Consider the following 8,858-nt stretch of genomic DNA (forward strand, 5'->3'; position numbering starts at 1 on the left):
AGTTTAAAAAGTTTAAAAAGTTTAAAAAGTTTAAAAAGTTTAAAAAGTTTAAAAAGTTTAAAAAAGTTTAAGAAAAATTAAAAAAAGAGTAAAGAATTTAAAAATTCAAATAATTAAAATTCTGCATCTCTTTCAATATCTTCCCAGTTTTCACAAAACCAATCATAAACTCTTTCAAGACCGTCATCAAAGGAAACGGTTGGTTTATAATCAAGAATGTCCTTTGCCTTTTCAATAGAGGACAACAATTTGGTTTTGGCATCCCAATTTCTTCTAGCCACATAAGCGATTCCCTCTTCGTTTCCGGTGAGGCTGTTTACCTTATTAGCCATGTCAATTACCCTATGATCCTTACCGGAACCAAGATTGATAGCTTCTCCAATAGCTTCCTCTTCAATTCCCATTGCTAAAAGACCGTTTACAATATCTCCAACAAAAGTCCAGTCCCTTGTTTCGGTTCCATCACCTGTAATAGGCAAAGCCTGATTGGTCATTGACCAATAGAAAAAGTTAGGAATTACATTTCTGTATTTTCCAGGAACCTCTCCAGGCCCAAACACATTAAAGAACCTTGCATTTACAATAGGCATATCATATAGGTTATGGAAATAATTTGTGTACAATTCACCAAGAAGTTTTGTTACCTGATATGGAGTATGCAATGAAATGGAAATGTCATGTTCCTCAAATGGCATTTTAGAGTCAAGCCCATAGACTCCACAACCGGAGGATGAATATACAAATCTTTCAACTCCAGTCAATTGAGCATATTGCAATACCTTTAAAATACCAATACCGTTTACCATCAAATCTGTTTCAGGATTATCAACACTATTCTGATTAGCGAAATGAGCAGCCAAATGGAAAACATAGTCAGGTTTCATCTTAAAGACGCGTTTAAGTTCCTCATCGTCAAGAATGTCCCCTTGAATAAGTTCAACATTTTCATTTATTGGAACATTCCATTCATAAGCGGAGGACATATTATCCAAAATGATTACCTTTTCAGCTCCAAGTTCAGCCAATTTACGAGTCAAGTTACTTCCTACACAACCTGCTCCGCCAGTTACCAAAATAGTCTTATCCTGATATTCATTATATTTAGCCATATTATCACATAGTTAGTTTAATAGTTTATATTTCTTTTATTAGTTAAAGTTTAAGTATGATTAATGTTTTTATTAATTTAAATCACTTAAAAGGCAATTAAAATAAATTTAAATCATTGAAATGTAATTAAAATAAATTAAAATAAATTAAAATAAATTAATATTACTTTAAAAAGATAAATGAAAATAAATAATATTTTTAATTGAATAAAATAAAAAAATTCTTATTTAATAGTTTATAATTTTTTATTAATAAAATTAATTAATTAAAGTTAATTTTTTTTAAAAAAATAGCCATTTTTAATTAATTTCACTTTTTATAATTAAAAATAATTTAGCTGAAAATTAATTAATCCTTTTAAAATTAAAAATAAGTTACTTGAAAATTACTTAATCCTTTTTATAATTGAAAAAATATAGATTTATATAAATTAAAGAGAATAAATTAAATTAAGAAAGATTATTCTATATTATACAAATGAATTTAATCTGAAAATGATTTGAGTTTATAAAAAAAGAAAGTGATGTGTATGAAAGATATATTTGATAGCGTCCAGTTAGGCGATTTTGAGTTGAAAAGCAGAATCGTAAGAACTGGAACATGGGAACGCCAAACCCATGATGGAGGATTTTTAGACAATGAAGTTTTTGAAAAGTATGAGAAAATAGCTAAAAGTGGTGTGGGAGCAATCAACACTGAAATATTTACCCTTGATCCCCATGACCGTTTCTATGAGTTTACAACAAACATGAACTACAAGGGATTCATAAAAGACTATAAGGAAATTACAGACATTGCTCATGCATATAATGTGCCTGTATTTGCCCAAATAGCTCCATTCTACTACAATGACGGATTAAACCAAAAAGTGGAAGCAAACGACATCAGCCTTGAAGGAATCAGACATTTCCAAACAGACATTATCATGGCTGCTAAAAAGTTATCCTTTGCAGGATTTGATGGAATTCAATTGAACATGGGAAATAACTTTTACCTTTCAAGATTCATTAACCCTTATTTCAATCAAAGAACTGATGATTATGGTGGAAACACCTTAAACAGAACAAGAATGGTACTTGAAATAATCAAGGTAATCAAAAGCAATTATGACCTCCATATCACCTGCAGAATTAACCCTAATGATGTAAGAAAAGGTGGAATTACCTATGATGAAAGTATTGAAATAGCCAAATTGCTTGAAAAGTATGGTGCAGATTGTATCCAACTGACTGCAAGAACAATTTCATACTTCTACAATGAGGAAGGAGGACTTCACCCATATTTGATTTATGCAAATAGGCTTATTGATGAGTTAAACATTCCAGTAATCCTTGGCGGAAGTTTAAGAGACATGAAAAGCATGAATGACATTTTAAATTCAACCAATATTGAACTTATGTCAATGTCCAAACCATTTGTGGCACAAGCAGACTTTTTAAGTGAATGGAAGGCAAATGGAGAGGGACACACCCGTTGCCAATCATGCAATAATTGTTATACCAAAAAGAGCAGTACTTGTTTAAAGTACTGATCTTTTATTTTTTTAAGATTATACTTAACTATGTTAAATATTTAAATTATAAAAAATGAAGGAAAACAAAGAAATTATAATTAAACCTTAAATAAAACTTAAAATAAAAAATAAGAAAAAATAGAATAATAAAAATCAAAAAGAAAGATAAAAAATAAAAAAGGAGAAATTAAACCAAAAGAGATAAAAAATAATTAACGTCTTGCACGACCTACCTTACGTGCAATTACAATTTCTCCAACGGAAATAAGTCCTGCAAAGAACTTTTCAAGACCACCGGTAGCCCAAATAGCTTCACCAAAAGTAGCATTTTCAATATTACGTTCATACTCTTCTGGAGTGATTTTAACACCAGTTGTTCTTGTACTTATTTTAGCGGAAGCATCCATAAGTTCTTCCCAAGTAATTCCTCTCAATTCCTCTTCCATAGCTTCATAGATCTTCTTGACCTTGATATCATATAATGCAGACATTGAATCTACAATATCTACAGATCTGCTTACACCAATAACCTGATTTTCATCATTTATTATAGGAATGCTGATTAACTTGTTTTTAGAAGTCTCAATAACAATATTTCTAGCAGGTTCATTTTCACCAATGAACATAATTTCACTAACAGGACTCATCACATCCTCAATGGTGCTTTTACCTTCACGTAATCCTTTAGTAATGTTAAATGAAGTAATCCAACCAACTAATTTCATAGAATCATCCAATACAGGCGCAGTGAAACGTCTAGACTCTTCCATCTTAATAGAAACATCTACAATTAAATCATCTTTTGAAACAAAAATAAATGCTTCATCCATCATCTCTTTAGCTTTCATATTAAACACTTCCCCAATTATATTTTTACTAAATAAACATAATTTAAATCCAATTAAGATTTAAATACAAATTGATTTAGACACAAATACCAAATAATCTAAATCCAAACAAATTTAGACACAAATACCAAATAATCTAAATTAAGACCTAAATAAATACCAAATCAAGCAAATGACCCAAATCCAAAAGAATCCGAATCAAAGACCTAAATAATAAATAAATACAAATAAATTCTATTTGTCCATTTCCAAGCTTAAAGCTCCTACAGGACATCTTGAACTACATTCATTACATCTAATACACTTGTCATGACTTAAGTTAACCATTCCATCCTCAACCTTAATGGCTTCAACAGGACAGTTGTCCTCACACAATCCACATCCAACACAAGTGTCCTGGTCCACATTGATATGAGAATAAATAACTACAGGACCAAGATTTCTCTTAAGTGAAATGGCACCTTGAATACACAAGTTAGCACAAGATCCGCAAGCACAGCAACGGTTTTTATCAATGTATGAAAACATATGCCCATCTTCAGAGTCAATAGCTCCAGTTTCAGGACACAGTTCGCCATGCGCTTCAATATATGCCTTGTCCCTAAGACTTATTGCATTTGTAGGACAGTATTTTAGACAAGATCCGCAACCAATACAGATTTCCCTGTCAATGGAAATGTCCTCCATCTTAAGTGTTCTATGAGGGACTTTAACTTCCTTAAGATTGTATTTGACAGAATCATCCTTATCAATTTCAGCCTCTGCATCCCAGACATAAATACAGGAAACCGGACATGTTTGAGCACAGATTTCACATTGCACACAATCCTCACCAATTTTAGCCCTCTTAAGCCAGGTTGCAGATGATATTACATTGATAGGACATTCCTCAACACAAAGATTACACCTAACACAACGTGAGGAAATGGTGATAAGCTTTTCATTATCCTTGTAGTTATGAATATCTATACTGAAATCATCTATATCTTCATCTAAATCTACAGATTTGAGAGTTATTTCCCTCTCCAAAACGTCAATCTGCTTTTTTAGTTCAATCTCCATAATAATCCCCATAGAAATTTTTAAACTTAAAATTTTAACCAACAATCAAAACATTTTTAAAATTGACCACACAATCAATTCTAAAAAGGTTTTTATAAATTTAAGCTTAAGAATTTTTTTAAATTATTTATAAAATAATCAAATCAGTTACACATATAATATCTATTTTTAAAATTATTAATATAATTTATTATTTTATTTTCAAAAATGAACAAATTTTAAATTTTTTTAAATAAAATAACCAAAATTACAAACAATTTTGTCAATAAAAGTTTAAAAAATTTTTTTAAATAAAATAACCAAAATTGCAAACAATTTTGCCAATAAAAGTTTAAAAAATTTTTTTAAATTAAATATTGGGTTTAAAAATTCCAAATGAATTAAACAATTATTAAATTCATTTAATTCATTAAACAGAATCAAAAAACATTTCATTAAATTTCATTAAACAGAATCAAAAAACACCATTAATCAAACTCATCAAATAGAATCAATAAACTCCTTCAATTCATCCAAACTGGCTTGGCCTGAAACACCAATGGCCTGTACAGACTTTGATGCAACCCAATTAGCAATTAAACATGATTTTGCCAAGTCATAATCATTTAGATAAGCGTATAAAAATCCGGAATTAAATGAATCTCCTGCAGCGGTTGTATCAACAGCCTCGCATTTGAATGCAGGAATCTTTACTTCCTCATCATTGCTGTTTATTGCATATGCACCTTCCTCTCCTCTTTTAACAACAACAGTATCTATTCCATCATCACGGACATAAACAGCCAGGTCCCTAAAGCTAAGATCATTTTTGCCAGTTTTTTCCATATAATAATCCTCAAATAGAACCTTAAGCTCATTTTCATTTATAAGAAGAATATTTGTTCTCTCAAGAATTTCCTTAAGTTCCAAAACACCCTTTTCAGCATAAAGAATGCCCGGATCAAAACTTAAAATAATATCATCCCTTAATATAGGCAACAATTCCTTTTGAGCATTGAAGGAATCTCCAACAAAGGAGGAATAATGAAGTATTTTAGCGGCATTAACATTTAATGGATTTATTTCCTCAATGGTGATTGTATCATTTACACCTGCATCAACATACAATGCCCTTTCTCCCTTATCGGAAACGAATCCGAGAACCTTACCGGAATTTCCCTCATCGGCATAAATCAAATTGGTCAGATAAACATTATTCATCATTAAATTGTATTCAAGCAAATCCCCTTCAGCATCTGCAGCAATCTTTCCGATATATGATGTTGAACATCCTAATTTGGAAAGACCTATAATTGTATTTGCAGCTGAACCACCAGGAGACTCCTCTTCACCCTTGATAAAACTTTCTCCATCAACTTCAGCAATATTTGCAACATGATACAATTTATCTACATTCAATGCACCGAATCCAATTACATCAACATTGACTGAATCGTAGACTATTTCATCTACGCCTAAATCCTCTGCACTAAGATTTTTTGATTTCTTATCTTCCATTTAAGTCACGACTTTAAAAAAAATTAAAATTGAGAATTCATTTAAATCAAGTTATTAAATTAAAATTTTTATCAAATATTTCTTAAAAATTAAATTTAAAATTATAATTAAATTAATCTTAAAAATTAAAATTAAAAATAAAATTAATCTTAATAATTAAAATTAAAATTATAATTAAATTAATCTTAAAAATTAAAATTAAAAATTAAAATTAAAATTAAAAGTATAATTTCCTAAAATTTATCATAAACATAGATTTTCATGATTGTAAACTATATGACTAATATGTTAAAATTATGATAAATAATTTGGATTAAATAAATTGAAACAACAATTAATAATTTTAATACTTGAACTTATAAAATATCCAATAAATTAGTCTTATGTTCACCTAATTTACCTTCAAAGTTTCCAGCTGAAATCTTAACAACACCATCTATATCAATAATAGCATCTATTGCAGTTTTAATAGCTAAATTCATTGAATCATTATCAGTAGCATTCAATACAATTTCAGGAATATACTTAACACCATCTGGAACCTTTGACTCCTCCTTAAGAGTGTCCTTAAGTGAAGGGCAATATGGATGATTTGTACTTGGACCTATTTCAGGGAAATTGGTTTCAGGTTTACTTGCAGCTGAACAGATTCCGAAAGGAGTGCAAACACCATCGATTTCCATTATTGTATCAATGATAATCTTTCCAGCTTCAAGAACAGCTTCCTTGCTGCTGCACATATACCAAAAATTACCCCCCATAACTCCATTTGCATATTTCAATTCAGATTCAATCTGGAAATCAGGAACTGCTATTGGAACATTTATCATTTTTCTTCCATACTCTTCAAATTCCCATTCATATCCATCACCGCAGTGACCTACCCTTTCCATCATAGGAATGGAACCTACAGGATTTTCAGTTAGGGAAAAGACTCTTGTAAATGGTTTTACAAGAATGTCCTGACGAATTCTATAGGACAATTCCTTTTCAAATTTTTCCAAATCATCTGTAAGCCAGAATTGAACAATTGCCCCAGGTCTTCCATCAGGAGTTTTATCTGGAGAGACAAATGATTCCACACCTGCTTCAACCCTGCCAATAACTGCACTTGGAGTTGCAGTAGAATCATAAGCCGCCTGTTTAACTGTTAATTCATCTTCAGCTGTAATCAATGCTCTTATATACATTCCATCAAAGTATTCAAAGAATGTATCTTCCACTTTTTCATAATTAGCCATAATATCGCCTAAATAATTAAAATTTAATAAGTGAATAAAACTCTATAACAATCAATCAAATAATAAATTAATTTTAATTTAAATCATAAATTAAATAATCTTAATATGCCAATAAAAAGCAATAATAATCAAAATAATTAATATTTACAATAATCAATAATCAATAATCAAGGTCTTTTATCCTAAACCGCCAATGTCTGTTCCCCTAATATTATTTCTCATCTCTTTACTTAATTTAAGCAAATAATCATAATTCTCTTCAGTAATTATCTCGATTATAGGAGCAGGCTTATTATAAAATTCCTTTTCAAATTCTTCAATTAATGAATAATCCACTTCAAAGTCCTTGAATGCATCATCAGGCCCCTTTTCAGAGTAGACCTTAACAAAGTCCAAAATGTAGTCCCTGTCATATCTTGAATGAAGATCTATGAGAATTGATGTTGGAATTGTATTTTCAGACACAACAGCTATCTCAGCAACCTTCAATGGATACTCGTTTCCATTGAAACTGACTGAAATGCCTCCATTCTCCCTTGCATAACTTAAAGGCTCAACATCGGTAATGCTGTCTCCAATATAAAAAATGGAACCTTCCTCAAGAGACAATCTTTCAACAATGTCCTCAACAGCGATTTGCTTTCCCTTGCCTCCAACGGTTTTCACATTTTCTATATAAGTGTTGATTTCCAATTTTGGAATTTCATTAAAGAAAATATCATATAAAACATCAAAATCCTCTTTTTTAGCTTCCCCATGTTGAAGAATGATTTTTCTAAACTCTTCAATCTTTTCAAGTTCAGCTATAAATTTAGGAGACTTTGCTCCAACAGATGCCTTTGAAATTGAAGGGGAACTTTCACCATCATTATAATTAGTGTTCTTATCCAAATCCAATTGGGTATGATAAGTGTTTTCAAATGGAAATTCCATGAAATTTGAAAGCGCTTCAATATATTGGCCATAGCTTGTGCTGACAATGAATGCATCCATCAATTCATTTGCAAGTGCAAGTGTGGCTTTTGAACCATTTACAATGAAAATGTTTTCCCGTGAAAAATCAATCATCTTGTCATTGGTCAAGCCTGCAAGCTTGAAAAATGGAACGATAAGCTTAAGAGTGTCTCCAGCATGATAATTTTCCTTCTTTAAATCATCCACCAAATAATCGTCAAAACGACTGATTATCTTAAACAATCTATCTCCATCTTCAATAAACTCTGCTGCCAATTCATAGGCATTGTCATTTAAAGTCAATGGACCTTCACAATCAGTGATAAAAACCTTTTTCACCATATTTTTTCTTCCTAATAAAGCATATCTCATAGTAACATCAGTAGCATAGTATTTTTCACCACTAGTTAGGTATTGCTTTCCTTTTATATCATATCTATTTGATTTGTTAACAATAAAAGAATCTTCAATATTTCTAATGTAAGAATTAACTGTATTTAAAGATAACTCTTTCTCACCATTACTTCTAAACGTATCATATATCTTTTGTGGATTTGTAAGTGATCCAACTGCAGATGCCAACATATTAATTATAGAAGATTTACCGACATTCGGTTTTCCGACAATTGCAAT

At 30.4% G+C, this 8,858-nt stretch carries 7 protein-coding genes; 1 reads left to right on the top strand and 6 read right to left on the bottom strand.

The genetic code is table 11. From position 1 onward, the window contains the following. Positions 1–113 precede the first annotated feature (113 nt). The gene (locus Q0138_RS04720) at positions 114–1,109 is read right to left on the bottom strand and encodes an NAD-dependent epimerase/dehydratase family protein (RefSeq protein WP_297981590.1); all 996 of its coding nucleotides are present in this window, start codon (positions 1,107–1,109) and stop codon (positions 114–116) included. A 530-nt stretch (positions 1,110–1,639) separates the two neighbouring features. Here Q0138_RS04720 and Q0138_RS04725 point away from each other — a divergent pair. After that, positions 1,640–2,641, top strand: coding sequence for a tRNA-dihydrouridine synthase (locus tag Q0138_RS04725; RefSeq protein ID WP_297981592.1), 1,002 nt, complete (start codon positions 1,640–1,642; stop codon positions 2,639–2,641). Between the two features lie 194 nt (positions 2,642–2,835). On the opposite strand, the gene Q0138_RS04730 is transcribed toward Q0138_RS04725, so the two are convergent. From Q0138_RS04730 to Q0138_RS04750, 5 genes are all read right to left on the bottom strand, one after another. Beyond that, positions 2,836–3,471 (bottom strand): CBS domain-containing protein, encoded by a 636-nt coding sequence (locus Q0138_RS04730; RefSeq protein WP_297981594.1) that lies wholly within the window; start codon positions 3,469–3,471, stop codon positions 2,836–2,838. Between the two features lie 234 nt (positions 3,472–3,705). Next, a complete protein-coding gene (locus Q0138_RS04735; protein WP_297981596.1) occupies positions 3,706–4,533 on the bottom strand; it encodes a 4Fe-4S binding protein in 828 nt (275 codons plus the stop codon). 480 nt (positions 4,534–5,013) lie between these two features. Next, positions 5,014–6,030, bottom strand: a complete 1,017-nt coding sequence (locus Q0138_RS04740; protein WP_297981598.1) for a carbohydrate kinase family protein — start codon at positions 6,028–6,030, stop codon at positions 5,014–5,016. A 356-nt stretch (positions 6,031–6,386) separates the two neighbouring features. Then, a complete protein-coding gene (locus Q0138_RS04745) occupies positions 6,387–7,271 on the bottom strand; it encodes a formylmethanofuran--tetrahydromethanopterin N-formyltransferase (RefSeq protein WP_297981600.1) in 885 nt (294 codons plus the stop codon). Positions 7,272–7,448: 177 nt separating this feature from the next. Then, positions 7,449–8,858 (bottom strand): DUF4143 domain-containing protein (locus tag Q0138_RS04750; RefSeq protein ID WP_297981602.1); only part of this gene is annotated, 1,410 nt, incomplete at its 5' end.

The sequence above is a fragment of the uncultured Methanobrevibacter sp. genome (assembly GCF_937906425.1).
GTDB lineage: Archaea > Methanobacteriota > Methanobacteria > Methanobacteriales > Methanobacteriaceae > Methanobrevibacter.